14 protein-coding genes are annotated in these 17831 nt (G+C 58.5%); 9 read left to right on the forward strand and 5 right to left on the reverse strand.

The window, feature by feature from the left end; all coding sequences use genetic code 11:
• Positions 1-134 precede the first annotated feature (134 nt).
• From BCF11_RS15050 to folE2, 4 genes are all read left to right on the forward strand, one after another.
• Positions 135-398 carry an exodeoxyribonuclease VII small subunit gene (locus BCF11_RS15050; RefSeq protein ID WP_061937211.1) on the forward strand — a complete coding sequence of 88 codons (264 nt, stop codon included), beginning with the start codon at positions 135-137 and terminating at the stop codon, positions 396-398.
• Positions 395-1330, forward strand: a complete 936-nt coding sequence (locus tag BCF11_RS15055; protein ID WP_098495445.1) for a polyprenyl synthetase family protein — start codon at positions 395-397, stop codon at positions 1328-1330. Before BCF11_RS15050 ends, BCF11_RS15055 begins: the two co-directional genes overlap by 4 nt.
• Positions 1331-1342: 12 nt before the next feature.
• Positions 1343-3214, forward strand: a complete 1872-nt coding sequence (gene dxs / locus BCF11_RS15060) for a 1-deoxy-D-xylulose-5-phosphate synthase (protein WP_098495446.1) — start codon at positions 1343-1345, stop codon at positions 3212-3214.
• Positions 3215-3322: 108 nt separating this feature from the next.
• Positions 3323-4126 (forward strand): GTP cyclohydrolase FolE2, encoded by an 804-nt coding sequence (gene folE2, locus BCF11_RS15065; protein WP_098495447.1) that lies wholly within the window; start codon positions 3323-3325, stop codon positions 4124-4126.
• Between the two features lie 54 nt (positions 4127-4180).
• Here folE2 and BCF11_RS15070 read toward each other — a convergent pair whose 3' ends face one another.
• The 3 genes from BCF11_RS15070 to BCF11_RS28165 all read right to left on the reverse strand — a co-directional run bounded on the left by BCF11_RS15070 (position 4181) and on the right by BCF11_RS28165 (position 7354).
• Positions 4181-4738 (reverse strand): cob(I)yrinic acid a,c-diamide adenosyltransferase, encoded by a 558-nt coding sequence (locus tag BCF11_RS15070; protein ID WP_098495448.1) that lies wholly within the window; start codon positions 4736-4738, stop codon positions 4181-4183.
• Between the two features lie 196 nt (positions 4739-4934).
• Positions 4935-5513, reverse strand: coding sequence for a cytochrome b (locus BCF11_RS15075; RefSeq protein ID WP_199110873.1), 579 nt, complete (start codon positions 5511-5513; stop codon positions 4935-4937).
• A 44-nt stretch (positions 5514-5557) separates the two neighbouring features.
• The gene (locus BCF11_RS28165; RefSeq protein WP_199110875.1) at positions 5558-7354 is read right to left on the reverse strand and encodes a histidine phosphatase family protein; all 1797 of its coding nucleotides are present in this window, start codon (positions 7352-7354) and stop codon (positions 5558-5560) included.
• 100 nt (positions 7355-7454) lie between these two features.
• Between BCF11_RS28165 and BCF11_RS15090 the strand changes: the two genes are divergently transcribed.
• From BCF11_RS15090 to glcF, 5 genes are all read left to right on the forward strand, one after another.
• Entirely contained in the window at positions 7455-8864 is a 1410-nt protein-coding gene (locus BCF11_RS15090; protein WP_098495451.1) for an FAD-binding oxidoreductase, read from the forward strand.
• A 346-nt stretch (positions 8865-9210) separates the two neighbouring features.
• The gene (locus BCF11_RS15095; RefSeq protein ID WP_098497519.1) at positions 9211-10098 is read left to right on the forward strand and encodes a LysR substrate-binding domain-containing protein; all 888 of its coding nucleotides are present in this window, start codon (positions 9211-9213) and stop codon (positions 10096-10098) included.
• A gap of 157 nt (positions 10099-10255) precedes the next feature.
• Entirely contained in the window at positions 10256-11779 is a 1524-nt protein-coding gene (locus BCF11_RS15100; protein WP_098495452.1) for an FAD-linked oxidase C-terminal domain-containing protein, read from the forward strand.
• Positions 11780-11787: 8 nt separating this feature from the next.
• The gene (gene glcE / locus BCF11_RS15105; RefSeq protein WP_098495453.1) at positions 11788-12873 is read left to right on the forward strand and encodes a glycolate oxidase subunit GlcE; all 1086 of its coding nucleotides are present in this window, start codon (positions 11788-11790) and stop codon (positions 12871-12873) included.
• An 18-nt stretch (positions 12874-12891) separates the two neighbouring features.
• Positions 12892-14130, forward strand: coding sequence for a glycolate oxidase subunit GlcF (gene glcF / locus BCF11_RS15110; protein WP_098495454.1), 1239 nt, complete (start codon positions 12892-12894; stop codon positions 14128-14130).
• A gap of 31 nt (positions 14131-14161) precedes the next feature.
• Here glcF and BCF11_RS15115 read toward each other — a convergent pair whose 3' ends face one another.
• Together BCF11_RS15115 and BCF11_RS15120 are read right to left on the reverse strand one after the other, a co-directional pair.
• On the reverse strand, positions 14162-15343 hold the full coding sequence (locus BCF11_RS15115) for a porin (RefSeq protein ID WP_098495455.1): 1182 nt from the start codon (positions 15341-15343) through the stop codon (positions 14162-14164).
• A gap of 16 nt (positions 15344-15359) precedes the next feature.
• Entirely contained in the window at positions 15360-17831 is a 2472-nt protein-coding gene (locus BCF11_RS15120) for a TIM-barrel domain-containing protein (protein WP_098495456.1), read from the reverse strand.

A 17831-nucleotide genomic window follows, 5' to 3' on the forward strand; every position in this document is an offset into this window, starting at 1 on the left:
ATTATCCCACAAAAAAGCCGGATTTGGCGTCGTTTCGGGCATTTTATCGAGTCAAAGCTTCAAAACTGCTGTCTAAATTCAACGGCTTACAGAGGTTTGCTCTAAAATAGCGGTCTAATCTAATTACACCTACTATGCCAAAGAATCCGATTTCCGCCAGCAGCCCGGCCTCGTTTGAACAAGCAATGGCCGAACTGGAGCAACTGGTAGCCCAAATGGAAGCCGGCGAATTGCCGCTGGAAGCATCGGTTGCCGCCTATAAGCGAGGATCTGAGCTGGTCAAGTTTTGCGCCGCGCAACTGGAAAAGGTCGACAGCCAGGTCAAGGTGCTGGAAGGCGACATGCTCAAGCCCTTCGTCGGTGAAGCCCTGAACGATCACAGCGGAGCCGACGAATGACGGCAGCCGCTCAGTTAGCAGCCACGACGCCAGCTGCAGAACAGTCGTTCGGCGAATGGATGCGCCAGGTGCAGTCCGAGATGGAGACGGCGCTTGGTAAATTCTTGCCGTCAGAAAATACTACACCGGCCAAGCTGCATCAGGCCATGCGTTACGCGGTGCTGGACGGCGGCAAGCGTGTGCGGCCCTTGCTGGTATATGCTGCCGGGGAACTATTTTCCGCGCCGGCAGCGCTTGTGCAGCGGGCGGCGGCGGCAGTCGAAATGATCCACGCCTATTCGCTGGTGCACGACGACATGCCCTGCATGGACGACGACGCCTTGCGCCGCGGCAAGCCTACCGTGCACGTGCAGTATGATGAGGCCACCGCCTTGCTGGTCGGCGACGCCTTGCAGGCACAGGCTTTCGTGGTGCTGGCCGAGACCGGTGCCGCTGGCTTCGATGCGGCGCGGCAGATCGTCATGCTGCGGTTGCTGGCCCAGGCTTCCGGTTCGCTCGGCATGTGTGGCGGCCAGGCCATCGACCTGGCCAGCGTCGGCCTGAGCCTGTCGCTGGCTGAGCTGGAACAGATGCACAAGCTGAAGACCGGCGCCTTGCTGCGTGCTTCGGTGTTGCTGGGCGCATGGGGCGGCAAAGCCCTGGCGCAGGACGAGACCGATGCGCTGGAAGCCTATGGCACGGCGATCGGGCTGGCGTTCCAGGTGGTCGACGATATCCTCGACGCCACTGCCGATTCTGCCACGCTGGGCAAGACAGCGGGCAAGGACGCCGCCGACAACAAGCCGACCTACGTCTCGATTCTGGGTTTGCCGGAATCGCAGGCGCTGGCAGAAAAATTACGCAACGATGCCCACCGGGCGCTTGCGATGTTTGGGAATAAGGCACGTCGCCTGCGCGAGCTGGCGGATTTGATCGTGCAACGGAAAGCTTAGGGTTTAGGGCATATGGAAATACTCAACACAATCGACAGCCCGGCAGACCTGCGCAAGTTGTCGCGGGCGCAACTCAAGCCGCTGGCGGACGAGCTGCGCGAATTTGTCATCGAATCGGTGTCGCAGACCGGCGGCCATCTGTCGTCCAACCTCGGCACCGTAGAGCTGACGATTGCCTTGCACTACGTCTTTAATACGCCGGAAGACCGTATCGTCTGGGACGTCGGCCATCAAACCTATCCGCACAAGATCCTTACCGGCCGGCGTGAGCGCATGAACACCCTGCGCCAGATGAACGGCATCTCGGGTTTCCCGCGCCGCGACGAAAGCGAATACGACACCTTCGGCACCGCGCATTCATCGACCTCGATTTCCGCCGCGCTGGGCATGGCACTGGCCGCCAAGACCAAGGGCGAGACCGAGCGCCACTCGATTGCCGTGATCGGCGACGGCGCCATGACCGCCGGCATGGTGTTCGAAGCCATGAACAACGCCGGCGTGTACGACGACATCAACATGCTGGTGATCCTGAACGACAACGACATGTCGATCTCGCCGCCGGTAGGCGCCTTGAACCGCTACCTGGCGCGCCTGATGTCCGGCCAGTTCTACGCTCAGGCCAAGAATGTCGGCAAGTCGATCCTGCCGGCGCCGATGCGCCAGCTGGCCAAACGCTTTGAAGAACACGCCAAGGGCATGGTGGTGCCGGCCACCATGTTCGAAGAATTCGGTTTCAACTACATCGGCCCGATCGACGGCCATGACCTGGAATCGCTGATCCCGACCTTGCAGAACCTGAAGCACCTGAAGGGACCGCAGTTCCTGCACGTGGTGACCAAGAAGGGCCAGGGCTACAAGCTGGCGGAAGCCGATCCGGTGCTGTACCACGGCCCGGGCAAGTTCAATCCGGCCGAAGGCATCAAGCCGGCCGCGGTCAGCAAGATGACCTATACCCAGGTGTTCGGCGACTGGCTGTGCGACACCGCGGCGCAAGACGACAAGCTGATCGGCATCACGCCGGCGATGTCCGGCGGCTCTGGCCTGGATACCTTCGCCAAGCGCTATCCGCAACGCTTCTATGACGTCGGCATCGCCGAGCAGCATGCCGTCACTTTCGCCGCCGGCATGGCTTGCGAAGGCTTGAAGCCGGTGGTGGCGATCTATTCGACCTTCCTGCAGCGCGCCTACGATCAGCTGATCCATGACGTCGCCCTGCAAAACCTCGACGTCACCTTCGCGCTGGATCGCTCCGGCCTGGTCGGCGCCGACGGCGCCACCCACGCCGGCAACTACGATATGGCTTACCTGCGCTGCATTCCGAACATGGTGGTGATGGCTGCCTCCGACGAAAACGAATGCCGCCAGATGCTGACCACCGCTTATCAGTACAACGGTCCGGCTGCGGTGCGATATCCGCGCGGCGCCGGCACCGGCGCGGCGATCGATCCGGCGCTGACGGTTCTGCCGCTGGGTAAAGGCGAAATCAAGCGTAAAGGCCATAATGTCGCGATCCTGGCTTTCGGCTCATTGCTGGCTCCTAGTGTTGCCGCCGGCGAATTGCTGGACGCCACGGTGGTCAACATGCGCTTCATCAAGCCGCTGGACGTGGAACTGGTGCTGGAACTGGCCGCAAGCCACGATGCGCTGGTCACGGTGGAAGAGGGCTGCATCATGGGCGGCGCCGGCGCCGCGGTGGCGGAAGCGCTGGCTGCCGCAGGATGCGTCAAGCCGCTCTTGAATCTGGGCTTGCCGGACCGATTTATCGATCATGGCGACGCCACCCTGCTGCTGGCGCAGTGCGGCCTGAATGCCGAAGGCATAGCGGCTTCGATACGCCAGCGCTTTGGCAAGGATCAGCCGCGCCTGGTCGTCAATCAAAACTAACAGAGTAGTGTGGGCATGCAATGCCCACGCGCTGGCAGCGTAGTCCGCATCCGCGTGGGTACGCTGTGCCCGCCCTACGTTCATTCGTTCATTCAAAGGTAAGCAGCTATGAATACCCGTGACAACAACCTGACTATTCCAGACGTGCAAAGCAGCGTCGACACCCGCCGCCTGGCGATCCAGCGCGTCGGCGTCAAAGGCGTGCGCTATCCGCTCACCGTGCGTACCGCGGCGACGGCGCAAGCCACGGTCGGCAGCTGGAATATGTATGTGCATCTGCCGGAACAGCAGAAGGGCACCCACATGTCGCGTTTCATCGCCTTGCTGGAAGGCCTGGACGGACCGCTGGACGTGGCTTCCTTCGGCGCGCTGATGCGCAAGATGGTGACCCTGCTGGACGCCGAGCGCGGCCGCATCGAACTGAGCTTCCCCTATTTCATCAACAAGACCGCGCCGGTTTCCGGCGTCCAGAGCCTGATGGATTATGAGGTCGGCCTGACCGGCGAGATCAACCGCGGCGAACTGGAAATCACCCTGAAAGTCATGGTGCCGGTGACCAGCCTGTGCCCATGCTCGAAGCAGATTTCAGCCTACGGCGCGCATAACCAGCGCTCGCACATCACCGTCAATGCGGTGCTGGACGGCGAGATACAGGTGGATGAGTTAATCGCCCGCATCGAAGCCCAGGCTTCCTGCGAACTGTTCGGCCTGCTCAAGCGTCCGGATGAAAAATACGTGACCGAGCGCGCCTACGAGAATCCGAAATTTGTCGAAGACCTGGTGCGCGATGTGGCGGTGGCCCTGAACCAGGAGCCGCGTGTGCTGGCCTATGTGCTGGAAGCGGAAAACTTCGAATCCATCCACAACCACTCGGCGTATGCCTTGATCGAGCACGACAAGCGCAGCCAGTAAGATTGCAGCTTTACCGCTAAAAGGGCGTGGCGCCGAAAACGCCGCGCCCTTTTTTCATGTGTCCCGCACTCGGTCCTTCTGCCACAGCACATCGCTGCCGCCACCCATGCGGTTCAGCACCCGCGACAGCACGAACAGCAGATCCGACAGGCGGTTCACATACTGTCGCACCGGCTCGCTGACTGTCTCGCTCTTGCCCAGGCTGACTATGCTGCGTTCGGCGCGGCGGCAAACCGTGCGGCACACGTGCGCCAGTGCGGCGGCGTGGCTGCCGCCGGGCAGGATGAAATCTTTCAAGGGCGGCAGGTCGGCATTGTATTTTTCCAGCAGAGCGTCAAGCCGCGCTACCTGGCTATCGTTGACCAGCGTGTAGCCGGGAATGCACAGTTCGCCGCCCAGGTCGAACAGGTCGTGCTGTATTGACAGCAAGGCCTCGCGCAGCGCCGGATCCAATTGATCGCATAGCAACAAGCCGAGCTGCGAGTTCAGTTCGTCGACGTCGCCGATGGCCTGGATGCGCAGACTGTCCTTATCGACCCGGCTGCCGTCGCCGAGGCCGGTGCTGCCTTTGTCGCCGGTACGCGTGGCGATCTTGGAAAGTCGGTTGCCCATGTCAGTTCTCTAAGTTAAATGATTCGCTGATGGTAACGGATAATTCAATCCACTTCTTTCTCCTGGCTCTGTCAGATCGCAAAACGACGATCCGAACGGCTTGTACGGATCGGTTCTGACCGACGCGCAAGCAGCGGAGGATGTCGGAGCATTGGAAATTGCGCATGCGCTATGCCGGACCGTCTGTGCAAACTACTTACAGCATCCTCCGCAAAATATCCCGTTTGTTTATGACGTGATGTTTGAGCAGCGCAAGAATATGAAAAATTAGCATTATTCCCACGAAAGCGCTCAAGAAACGATGTGCATGAAAGAATAAACGATTGGCATCGGGATCGTTTAGTGGTCTTGCAACAGGAATAATTCCAAACAAAAAATAGCCATGTTCAAGCATCAAAAAACCCGTTGCGAGCAACATGAAAATCGCTAAGTAAAAAATTTCATGGCATAAATGCGCTATCGATTTTTGGATTTGTGGGAAATTTTCGGGATAAGCTAGCTCCGGTCTAAAAAATTTCCAAAGATAGCGAATCACCATCAATGGCGCTATCACTGTAGCAATGGACATATTCAGAGATGAAAAAAAATGGTGATATTTTTCATTACTGATGATATTGAGCGCATATCCTTCGATCATCGTGTAAATAATAAAAGCGGCGATTACCCAGTGAAGGCTGCGAGTAAATAAGTCGTAACGCAATGACACAGAAGTAGTGGAAGACATCACATCATTTCTAGTAGGTATATTGGGGGCATTGACTACGTTGTGTTGCATGGTTTTTCTCGATGAAATACGGGATGATGTTTGTTAGAACTCGTTTACGCTTTTGCGACAGTCAGACCTGCTGTTTCGATCAATGATTTGATACGAAAACGAAAGCGTCCTACCAGAATGGCTTCTTCGAAGAACATGAAGGCAAAGAAGCCCAGTAATGTGCCAGTGATCAGCATGGGGGCATGGTGCACCGTGCTTGGCATCAACAGGCTCAGCCACAAGAAAATGTTAGGGGAGGTTTGCAGCAAATATAAATCGCTAGCCATAGATGCATGAATGGTTTTTTTAACGATCAACGACTGCAATCGCACATATAGCTCGCTGACTATGCGTACTGCGATAAGCACGGCAAGTGGTAGCAGCAGCCACATTGATGCGCGCAAGGTGTCCGATCGTAACGCGTCGATCATCGTGGATCCATTCACCCGCATGGCGGTCAGGAGAGCTAATGGAATCATCATGAGTGAACCTATCCAGCCATAATTGGTGCTGACGCTTCCCGCAGCAATTGGCCGTATGTAACGCCATGTCTGGGCAAGTAGTGCGGGTATGGCTAATGCAACCAGCAAAATCATATAGAAACGATGCAAGCCTTCGACATTGCTGATTACTTCAGGATCGATAACCGTGGCGATCAACAATGCTACGGGGGACAGAATCGATAATACGATGGTGTTACGCGCTGCAAAAAAATAATCACCACCTCGGGCAAGAGAGAACGTTGGTACCGATAGTGCAGGAGGAACAATGAGTAATAACCCGATCAGATGTAGCCATTCACTATGAAAACGGGTCAATAGAATTCCGCCGGAGACTAAGCGAAAGAAGCTCAATGCAACTAGTGCTATCGATTGCGGACCAAATCGTGAACGTAATGAACCGACATCGATTCGCAATGCGAGGAAAAGTGAATTGACGGCAAGTAGGAGCGCAATCATGACGCCACTCCACGTCGATGGCAGCGAGACGCCAATCAGCGAAAGAATCCCCCCCGCGAATGCGGCTCCTAGCGTCCACTGTGGCAAGTAAATTTCAATATGCTCTCCCACGTAATTCAATGTCGATGAACTATTTGTCGTGAGACGCTTTAACTCATCCCACGACAGTGGTCGGGAATTAGGCAGCTTGAAGTCGATGTACTTGTCTGGTGATAAGCCGGATGCCAGTAAAGCAAACACTTCCACGATGTATTTGTGAGCAACCACAAGAACCTGCTTACCTTGCTGGTCAAGCGGAGCGAGTACTTCATCGTAATATGTCTTGCATCGCGCATACATTTCCATCCAGCTTTCCCCTTGTGGCGGGGTGCCTTTGATATCGTGAAAGAAGTAATCGTATAGCGTGTACCCAATCGATTTTTTGATCATGGTCTTATTCTCGCCAGAGAAAATGCCAAAATTTCGCTCAATAAGCGCATCGGTATGTACGACTTTTGGCCGGTATGCAGTCTCGGCCTCAAGAATGATGCGCGATGTCGCTTGTGCACGCTCCAGTGTCGATACGTGCACCTCATCGAAGACCAGATTGAGCCTGCGAATATGTTGTGCTGCCTGCTGTGCTTGCCGACGACCCAAGCGGGTTAGCGGGGAATTCAGTGTGCCTGCAAAATAATTCTGTTCATTTGCAATAGATTCACCATGGCGAATAAAGTATAGAGTCATGTGTTCCAGCTTCTTGTCAGATTGATGTTGGGATGTAAAACTGTTGAATGCAAACCGTTGCAACGGTGTTTGCTTGTCATACAATTTTGCGTATGGCCAATAGGTGACGTACGATGCGGAATATATTTTCTCCATCATTCCGGGTCGATCTATTGATGATAGTTGTTTGTCGAATAACATTGTCATTCCTTACATGGATTTGGATTTAATAATTTGCAGGGTTTGCGCAAAATAGGGCGCGTTGCTGCCGAGTAAAATTCATGAAAAAGGAGACCTGCCCATGAATCACATCACCGATCTCGCGGCTTTGAAGAAGGCGCTGCCGGAAACCCTGCTGGCGTCTCTCAAAACCTTGTTTGGCGAGCGTTTCTCGACCACCCAGGCGATGCGCGAACAGCATGGCCGCGATGAATCCTCTTACGATCCGATGCTGCCGGATGCCGTCGTCTTCGCCGAAAGCACTGAAGAAGTCGCGGCGCTGGTCAAACTGTGCAATGAACACCAGGCGCCGGTGATCCCTTTCGGCAGCGGCACCTCGCTGGAGGGCCATGTGCTGGCGCTGAAAGGTGGGATTTCGGTCGATCTGTCGCGCATGAACCGCTTGCTGGCGATCCACGCCGAGGACCTGACGGCGACGGTGCAGGCCGGCGTCACCCGCAAGCAGCTGAACCACGAAATCAAGGATAGCGGCCTGTTCTTTCCGATCGACCCCGGCGCCGACGCCTCGATCGGCGGCATGGCCGCCACCCGCGCTTCCGGCACCAACGCGGTGCGTTACGGCAGCATGCGCGAGAACACGCTGGCGCTGACCGTGGTGACGGCCGACGGCCGCATCATCAAGACCGGCACCCGCGCCAGGAAATCGGCGGCCGGCTACGACCTGACGCGGATCTTTGTCGGCAGCGAAGGTACGCTCGGCGTCATCACCGAAATCACGGTCAAGCTCTATCCGCAGCCGGAAGCGATTTCCGCCGCGGTATGCTCGTTTGAAAATATCGCCGACGCCGTCAATGCCGTGATCCAGACCATACAGCTGGGCGTGCCGATCGCGCGGGTCGAGCTGCTGGATGAAAACGGCGTGCGCGCCATCAATGCGCATTCGAAACTGGCGCTGCCTGAGCAGCCGCTGCTGCTGTTTGAATTCCATGGCAGCGAGAACGGCGTCAAGGAACAGGCGGAAATCGTGCAGGAGCTGGCAGCCGACCATCACGCCACCGGTTTTGAGTGGGCGACGCGGCCGGAAGACCGTTCGCGCCTGTGGGCCGCGCGCCACAACGCTTATTTCGCCTTGCTGCAGCTGCGCCCGGGCAGCCGGGCGATATCTACCGATTGCTGCGTGCCGATTTCGCGCCTGGCGGAATGCATACTCGATACCAAGGCCGACTGCGAAGCGAACGGCCTGGTGTATTCGATCATCGGCCATGTCGGCGACGGTAATTTCCATACGCAGATGCTGGTTGATCCCGGCAATGTCGCCGACATCGCGCGCGCCGAAGGCGTCAATGCGCGCATGGTCAGCCGCGCCATCGCCATGGACGGCACTTGTACCGGCGAGCATGGGGTTGGCCTGCACAAGATGGATTTCCTGATCGAAGAACATGGCGTCGAAGCGATCGCCACCATGCGCGCACTCAAGCATGCTTTCGATCCCAAGAACATCATGAATCCCGGCAAGATCATCCTGTGGTAAGTCGCGCAACTATTCATGGGCAGAGTCATCTGGGGTCAGGGAGTCATCTGGGGTCAGAGTCGACTTTCGCGGCGCTTTTTCGCGAAACTCGACTCTGACCCCACATGACGGATTCGGAGAAAGACAGAGCGTGCTACATGGTTTTTTTCAGCGGCGAAGCATGTACTCCGTAGCCCGCTAAGTGGGGTCAGAGTGAAGTTTCTGCAAAAAACGCGCAGAAAGTTCACTCTGACCCCAGTTAGCTGCGTGTGTTAAGCGCGACCAAAAACCGAGTTACGGCTTTGTCGTGTTTAATAAAATTCTTAATAAGTCAGCAAGCAGGTCAGCCATGTCGAATAAAGCCCCTTTGGTCAATCGCCTGCCGCCGGTGCACGCCTTGTCCGCCTTTGAAGCCGCGGCGCGTCATCATTCGTTTGCAGTCGCGGCGGAAGAACTTTGCATCACGCCGTCGGCGTTGTCGCACCGGATCCGCCTGCTGGAGGATTTTGTCGGCGAGCGCCTGTTTTCGCGCGAAGGGCGTACGGTGGCCTTGTCGGAATTCGGCCACCGCTATCTGGAAGTGGTGCGCAGCGCCTTGCGTACCTTGACCGAATTTCCGCTGCCGCAGCGCCACGCCCAAGTGCAGCCGCGCGTCAAGATCACCGCGCCGCCGACGTTTGCGCGGCAATTGCTGATCCCGCATCTGCAGGATTTTGTCAGCCGCCATCCTGAGATCGTGGTGGAAATATTCCTGTCGGTGCCGCTGTACGACCTTAGCCTGACCGAGAGCGACCTGGAAGTCCGTTTCGGCGCCGGCAAGTATCCCAACACCACTACCGAGAAGCTATTCGAGGAGCCTACCTTTGCCGTCGCCAGCCCGGAATACCTGAAGAAAATCGGCCCGCTAGACAAGCCGGCCGACCTGCGCAAGGCGAGCCTGCTGCGTTCGGCGCTGGAACCGTGGCAACCCTGGTTCCAGGCGGCCGGCCTCGACTGGCCGGAGCCTTCCTCGGGTTTGCGCGCCGACGACCTGGGTTTGCTGCTGGAGCTGGTGCGGCACGGCCACGGCGTCGGCCTGACCCGCAAGCATTTCGCGCGCGAACTGATCGAGCAGGGCAAGCTGGTGCAGCTGTTCGACATCAGCCTGACCTCGCCGCCGCACGCCTATTACCTGGTGTACCAGCAAAAGCCGCAGGAGCGGCCGGAAGTGACTACCTTCATCGACTGGATGAAGACTACCTTCAGCAGCATCTGAGAGCGCAGGCCCGACCTGAAAACATTTCACCGCTGGCTTGCAAGCTTTTCAGGCGGAATTGGCAGGAAAGCATTTTGCAGGGTTCGCAATGGCCTCGCATTGGCCTTATACTCGCTGAGAGACTTTTCAATCATCAAACCAGAGCCGGGAAGCCAGCATGACGTTTTCAGACCCAGTGCCAGCCTCGGCGTCAGCCACAGGCGCCGCTGAATCGACCTTTAATCCAGCCCGCCAGCAGCAAGTGGTGGCGGCGCTGCGCGCATTGCTGCCGGCGCATGCCTTGTTGTACAACGACGAAGATACCCGCCCCTACGAATGCGACGGCTTGGCGGCTTACCGCCAGAGTCCGATGGTGGTGGCCTTGCCGGAAAGCGAGGCGCAGGTGATGGCCATACTCAAGACCTGCCGCGACCTGAAAGTCCCTATCGTGCCGCGCGGCGCCGGTACCGGCTTGTCCGGCGGCGCCTTGCCTATCGCCGACGGCGTGGTGCTGTCCACCGCCAAATTCACCCGTATCATCAAGCTCGATCCCTATGCGCGGACGGCGGTGGTGCAGCCTGGCGTGCGCAACCTGGCGATTTCCGAGGCGGCGGCGCCGCACAACTTGTATTACGCACCGGATCCCTCTTCGCAGATCGCCTGCACCATAGGCGGCAACGTTGCCGAAAATTCCGGCGGCGTCCATTGCCTTAAATACGGCCTGACGGTGCATAACGTATTGCGGGTGCGGATGGTGACCATCGACGGCGAGATCGTCGAACTGGGCGGCGGCGCGCTGGATGCGCCCGGTCTCGATCTGCTGGCGGTGTTCATCGGCTCGGAAGGCATGCTCGGCGTGGTGACCGAAGTGACGGTCAAGCTGATCCCGAAGCCGCAGGCTGCGCGCGTCATCATGGCTTCTTTCGACGACGTCGTCACCAGCGGCAATGCGGTCGCCAACGTGATCGCCGCCGGCATCATTCCGGCCGGGCTGGAAATGATGGACCGCACCAGTTCGCGCATGGTGGAACCCTTTGTCAAAGCCGGCTACGACACCGATGCCGCCGCCATCCTGCTGTGCGAATCGGACGGCACTACCGAAGAGGTGGAGGAGGAAATCGAACGCATGAGCGCGGTCCTGAGCGCCAGCGGCGCCACCCGCATCGAAGTCTCGACGTCGGAAGCCGAGCGCCTGCGCTTCTGGTCGGGGCGCAAGAATGCCTTCCCGGCAGCTGGCCGCATTTCACCCGATTACTACTGCATGGACGGCACCATTCCGCGCAAGAACCTGGCGCAGGTGCTGCTCGGCATAGCGCAAATGGAAAGCAAGTACGGCTTGCGCTGCGCCAATGTGTTTCATGCCGGCGACGGCAATCTGCATCCGCTGATCCTGTTCGACGCCAATGTTCCCGGTGAATTCCATCGCGCCGAAGAGTTCGGCGCTGAAATCCTGGAGTTGTGCGTAGCGGTCGGCGGCACCATCACCGGCGAGCATGGCGTCGGCATCGAAAAAATCAATTCGATGTGTGTACAATTTTCGCCGCTGGAGCGCGAGGCCTTCTTCAGCGTCAAGCGCGCCTTCGATACGGCCTTCCTGTTGAATCCGGACAAGGCGATTCCGACTCTGCAGCGTTGCGCCGAATACGGAAAAATGCATATACAGCGCGGCGTCATGAAGTTTCCCGATCTACCCCGGTTTTGAGCCAAGATATGGACCCACAAGATTTCAAAGAGCAGGCAAGGACGCAGATCCTCGGCGCTGCGGTACAGCGCGGTGCGTTGGAAATTCGCGGCGGCGGCAGCAAGCACTGGTATGGGCAAGAGGTACAGGGCGAACTGCTGGATGCGCGCGGTTACAGCGGCGTGATCGACTACGAGCCGACCGAACTGGTGATCACCGCCCGCTGCGGCACGCCATTGGCGGAGATCGAAGCGCTGTTGGCGCGGCATCAGCAAATGCTTGCCTTCGAACCGCCTCATTTCGGCAGCGGCGCTACCCTGGGCGGGATGGTCGCCAGCGGCCTGTCGGGACCGTCGCGGCAAGCGGTCGGCGCCTTGCGCGACTTCGTGCTGGGTACGGTGCTAATGGATGGCAAGGGTGAGGTTCTGCACTTTGGCGGCCAGGTCATGAAGAATGTGGCGGGTTACGATGTGTCGCGTTTGCTGGCGGGCTCGCTTGGTACGCTGGGCTTGATACTGGAGGCGTCGGTTAAAGTGCTGCCGCGTCCGGTTGCCGTCAGCAGCCGGCGTTTTGCGATGAACCAGGCTGAGGCGATCCGCAGCTTGAACCAATGGGGCGGCCTGCCATTGCCGCTTTCCGGCAGTTGCTGGCACGATGGCATGCTGACGATAAGGCTGGCCGGGGCGGAGGCAGCGGTACTTGCGGCGGAACACAAGCTGGGTGGCGAAGCCGTATCGTATGCCGAACAATTCTGGCAGGCGCTGCGCGAACAAACGCATCCCTTCTTTGCCGGCGTTGCTGCCGGCAAGGCGTTGTGGCGCTTGTCTCTGCCCTCGATTGCGGAGCCGCTGGGGCTGGCAGGAGAAACCCTGGTCGAATGGGGCGGGGCGCAGCGCTGGCTGCTGGCCGATGAAAATTCGGCGTCGGATGCCGCCGCTATCCGAGCAGCCGCGAGTGCCGCCGGCGGTCACGCCACCTTGTTCCGTGGTGGCGATAAGAGCGTCGGCGTGTTCCAGCCGCTGGCGCCAGCCGTCGCGCAAATCCATCGTAATTTGAAGGCCGGTTTTGATCCTGCGGGAATTTTCAATCGCGGCCGTATGTATCCGGATTTCTAGCACAAGAAACACGCAACCATGCAAACCAATCTAGCCGATTTCATCAAGAACACGCGCGACGGCAAGGAAGCCGACGCCATTTTGCGCGCCTGCGTGCATTGCGGATTTTGCACTGCTACTTGCCCCACCTACCAGTTGCTGGGCGACGAGCTGGATGGACCGCGCGGCCGCATCTACCTGATCAAGCAGGTGCTGGAAGGGAAGCCGGCCAGCGTCAAGACGCAGTTGCATCTGGACCGCTGCCTGACCTGCCGCAATTGCGAATCGACTTGTCCATCCGGCGTGGAATATGGACGCTTGCTGGATATCGGCCGTAAAGTGGTGGAGCGCCAGGTCGGCCGTCCATTTGGCGAGAAACTGACGCGCACGGTGCTGAAAGAATTCCTGCCGCGGAAATGGCTGTTCAAACCGGCCATGGCCGCGGGACAATTGCTGCGGCCGCTGCTGCCGCGCAAGCTGAAGAACAAGGTTCCCGCCAGGCAGGATGCCGGTGCCAGGCCGCAGCGCCAGCATGCGCGCAAGATGCTGCTGCTGGACGGCTGCGTGCAGCCGGCCATGTCACCCAACATCAACAGCGCCACGGCGCGGGTGCTGGATGCGTTGGAAGTGCAGCTGCTGGTGGCGCCGAAAGCGGGCTGCTGCGGCGCCATCCGCTACCACCTCAACGACCAGAGCGGCGGCCTGGAAGACATGCGGCGCAATATCGATGCCTGGTGGCCGTATGTGATCGGCAGCAATGGCCAGGGCGTGGAAGCGATCGTCATGACCGCCTCCGGCTGCGGCGTGACGGTCAAGGAGTATGGCCACCTGCTGGCGGCGGATCCCCAGTATGCCGTCAAGGCAAAAGCCATATCGGCCTTGACCAAGGATTTGTGTGAAATCCTACCTGAATTTGAAATCGAGCTGCAGCAAAAGTTGAGTGGAAAATTTCCTCAGCGCGTGGTCTATCACCCGCCCTGCACCCTGCAGCATGGCCAGCAGATCCGCGGCAAGGTGGAAGGCTTGCTGCGCGGCGTCGGCGTCGATGTGCAGCTGTGCGCCGACAGCCATTTGTGCTGCGGCTCGGCCGGTACTTACTCGGTGCTGCAGCCGGAACTGTCATACCGCTTGCGCGACAACAAGCTGGAGAATTTGCAGGCAAGCCGGCCGGACATGATCGTTTCGGCCAATATCGGCTGCCTGACGCATCTGCAGTCAGGCACCGAGACTCCCGTCAGGCATTGGATAGAACTGCTGGATCAGGCGCTGTCGTCCTGACCGGTGGCCTGATCCAGCAATCCGTCATCGATTAGAATTGATGACGGATCCCGACCACGGCGACGAATTGCTTGCCGTTGGAAGACGGCGAGCCGTTCTGTGAATCGCCGACTACCGCGACTGCATTGACCGGCGTCACTCCATTCGCTCCCAGGGTTTGGCCGCTGGCCTTCTGATAGGCTTCCAGAAAATAAAGCGCCGTCCGCTTGGAAAAATCATAAGTCTGCTCAAACGAAAACTGCTGGTAATGCGCCGGATCACTGATGCCGTTTGCTGCCGATTCGCGCGTATAGCTGTAGCCGGCCGCCAGGGTGATCGCGGTTGTCAGCTTATAGGTGGAAATCAGGCCTCCGGTATTGAAAGTAGCTTGATGGGTGAACAGCGAAGCCGCTCCCGGCGCCATTTGCACATTGGAAAAATTCAAGCCCAGCATCAGACTGTCCGAAACGTTATAGCGTGCCGCCGCGGCAATCATCTGTACCGACCTGGCCGAAGCATAGCCTGCGTTCACCGGCGACTGGGCGTAACTGCCTGAGGTGACGTTCGGATCCCACTGCGCGAAGCCCTTGAGATTGTTGTTGTTCAGTTTCAGATAACCGAGCGCTACGCTCAGGGCGTTGTAGTCATAGCGTAGCGCCGTGCTGAAAGAATTGCCAGCGCTGATGGCGCCGGCGTTTTCGCCAAAGCCGTACAAGGCGCCGGCCTGGAAGCCGGCAATCACAGGTGATGCATACACCAGGGAGTTGCTGATCCGGATAGTGGTGTCGAGACCGTCGAGATCGCCTGGATGGGCGCCGGTGGCGCCGGTCAGCACTCCCGTCGGTCCGAGTCCGCCGACGTAGCGCCAATACGGCGTGTATTGGCGGCCGAGGGTGAAGGTGCCGTAACGGGCATCGCTCAGGCCGACAAAAGCCTGGCGGTTGAAGGCTTTGCTGGCATCGCTCTGGACGCCGTTGTTAATGCTGAAGCCTTGCTCAAGCGTGAATATCGCTTTGCTGCCGCTACCCAGGTCTTCGCTGCCGCTGAAGCCCAGCTTGCTGGCATTCAAATTGCCGCTGTTCATATAGGTGTTTGAATTGCCGCGCTGATTGCTGGAATGCACGATCGCGGCGTCGGCCGTACCGTAGATCGTAACGCTGGTTTGCGCCTGGGTGTAAGCAGCGCCGGTGAGCGATGTAGTTGCAAGAAATAATTTTAGTGTTGTGTTTTTCATGTCTCCCTCTTGGGTTTTATTTATTGAATCGTTTGAGAATGCTGACGATCTTCTGCTTGATGGATAGCTTGGGATCGGATTGCAGCTTGATTTTCAACTGGATCTCACGCCGTTGATTGACGATGGCGTCGCCCAGGATGGCGGCGGCGCTCAGTACTACCTGACGCGTTTCATGCTGGGGCAGCAGCAGGGTAAGCAGCTCGGATGCCGGCTGGATTCCTGTGCATTCAAGATCGATGTCCAGCGTCTCCACACTGCTTTGCACACGGATTTTCCACAGGCTGCTTTTGCCGTCGAGGTAGGCATTGCTGTCGCCGTCATCGTCAAAGAATTCTGTTTCGAAAGCGCCGTCCTGCTGATGTGGAAAGACCATGAAGCCTTGCTGGTACGCGGGCCGGTTGAAGTGCTGCTCGGCGACGTTGATGGCGATGGCGCTGCCGGCGCGCGCCAGCAGCGGCGGCTGTTCGCCCACCGCAGGCAAGACGATTTCTTGTCCGCCCTGATGATGGGCGCCGCTCCAGAAGTCGTACCAGCCGGCGCCGGCGGGAAGATAGACGCTGCGGCTGTTCTGGCCTGGCTCGACCACCGCCGCCAGCAACAGGCTGGAACCGATCAGCATGTCGTCGTTCTCTGCAAAGCATTTCGGATCGTCAGGAAAAGCCAGGAAAGTCGGCTTGATCATTGGTTCGTAGTGCTGGTGGTAGCGCCACAGCAGATCGTAGAAATGCGGCGTCAGGCAAGCGCGCAGCTTGAGCAGGTTACGGATCGCGCCGGTGATTTCTGGATACATCCAGGCTTCGTTGACGGTCTTGTCGTCGTTCCAGGAATGGATAGAAAAGCGCGGCATGAAAATGCCGAACTGGACCCAGCGCAACAGCAGTTCCGGACTCGGCGCCGGACCGCTGAAGCCGCCGACGTCATGGCCGGTGTTGGAGATGCCGGACATGGCCAGGCCCAATCCCATCTTGATGTTGTACTTGAGCGTCTGCCACGAGGTGTAGTTGTCGCCCGACCAGGTCTGCACATAGCGCTGCATGCCGGCGGCGCCCGAGCGCGACACCAAGTAGGGCCGCTTGTGCGGCGTGAATTCAGTCTGCGCTTGCTGCGATGCAGCCATCATCAGCAGCGTTTGCAAGCCCTTGGCTTCGACCGCCTTGAAACGCTGGCCGAAGCCGTTGGCGGTGGCTTGCGGATTCAAGACCTGGAATTCATTGTTGTCGTTCCAGGTACTGGTGATGCCGTATTCCAGCAGGGATGTGGTCACGGCCCGTTTCCACCAGTCGATGGTGTCTGGATTGGTGAAATCCAGGTAGGCGCCGACTTCGCCCCAGAACTGCACCATTTCCGGCTTGCCGTCCTGGTTCCTGATGAACAGGCCCAGGCTCTCGGCTTCGCTGAAGCGCGGATGATCCTGCAGCAAACAAGGCTTGATGTTGGCGCACAGGCGCACGCCGTGTTCCAGATAATGTTCGGCAAAGGCTTTGGGATCGGGAAATTTGTCGCGGTTCCAGTTGAAGACGTAGCGTTTGTTGGCTATCGAGGTGTAGCCGGACGACAGATGAAATGAATCGCACAGCATGTCGTGCTGTTCGCAGCCGGCCAGGAATTCATTCATCTTTTCCTGTGCGTTCGGCTCGTCGGTATACGTCATGGTGGAACCGGAATAGCCGAGCCCCCATTTCGGCGTAAACGCCGGCTTGCCGGTCATCCAGGTATAGCGCCGCACTACCTGTTCCATGCTGTCGCCGGCGATGAAGTAGTAATCCAGGTCGCCATGGTCGGCGACGAAGTAGCGGTAGTGGCCGTGATAGTTGTCCAGCTCGCAGCCCATGTCGAGTTTGCCTTCTGACAGGGTGTCGTAGAACAGGCCGAAGGCGGCTTGCTGGCGCTTGCTCCAGGTGATGTAGAAGGGAATGTGCTTGTACAGGGCGTCGGTGCTGCTGGCGTTGTAGCCCATGGCGTCGATGGTTTTCAGTGAATAGCTGCGGCCATGGCGGTTGGTGTCGCCGCAGCGCTCGCCGAGGCCGAAGTACATCTCGTCCTGGGCATCGCGCTTCAGGTAATGATAGACCTTGTCGTCCCAGTAGCCGAAATTGACGGCTTGCGTACCGCGGTCCCGCGCCAGCTCTTTCCATTCGCCGGCGGGACGGGTTTCCCAGCTGCAGGAGAGGCCTTTCAGCTGCACCGTCAGGCGGATCTTTTCGGTTTGTATCTGCAAGGCGCCGTCAAGGTTCCTGAGGGTGTAGTCGGGCAGGGAAAAGCCTGCCAGCGAAAGACGCTCGCGTCCCTCCAGCGGCAGCTGCTGGGCGCCGGGCGCAATCGCCCAGCTGCGCGGAAAATGCATCTGCGCATCCGGCAGCACCATGACGCGGATGATGTCTTGCTCCAGCACGAAGATATGGGCCACATGGCCGTCGGCGCTTTTCAGCATCAGCGCCGCGCCATTCTTTTCTGCCAGATGGAATTCAGGAATATGGTTAACCGACAT

Source organism: Collimonas sp. PA-H2, assembly GCF_002564105.1.
Taxonomy (GTDB): Bacteria; Pseudomonadota; Gammaproteobacteria; order Burkholderiales; family Burkholderiaceae_D; genus Collimonas.